Source organism: Streptomyces xanthophaeus (assembly GCF_000725805.1).
In the GTDB taxonomy this organism is placed as follows: Bacteria; Actinomycetota; Actinomycetes; order Streptomycetales; family Streptomycetaceae; genus Streptomyces; species Streptomyces xanthophaeus.
In genome coordinates this window covers 1-214 of sequence record NZ_JOFT01000162.1, presented here as the reverse complement: position 1 = coordinate 214, position 214 = coordinate 1, and the positions used below count along the sequence as shown (strand labels likewise).

At 73.8% G+C, this 214-nt stretch carries 1 pseudogene; it reads right to left on the bottom strand.

Features of this window, described 5'->3' with window-relative positions:
• Nucleotides 1-214, bottom strand: a pseudogene (locus IO30_RS41185) (urease subunit alpha); the annotation flags it as partial.

Sequence of the window (214 nt, the reverse complement as noted above, 5' to 3'; positions counted from 1 at the left end):
CTCGCCGTCACCGGCCAGCGGACCCAGCTCGCCCTTCATCTTCGCCGCCATCGCGAAGGTCCGCCGGATCGTCTCCCCCGCCCGGCCCATGCCCTGGGCGTCGGACGAGGTGATACCGATGGCACCCAGGTCGTGCAGGACGTCCTCGGCCCCCATCGTCCCGGCCCGGATCCGGTCCCGGGCCATCGCCGCATCCCCCGGCAGGTCCGGCTTC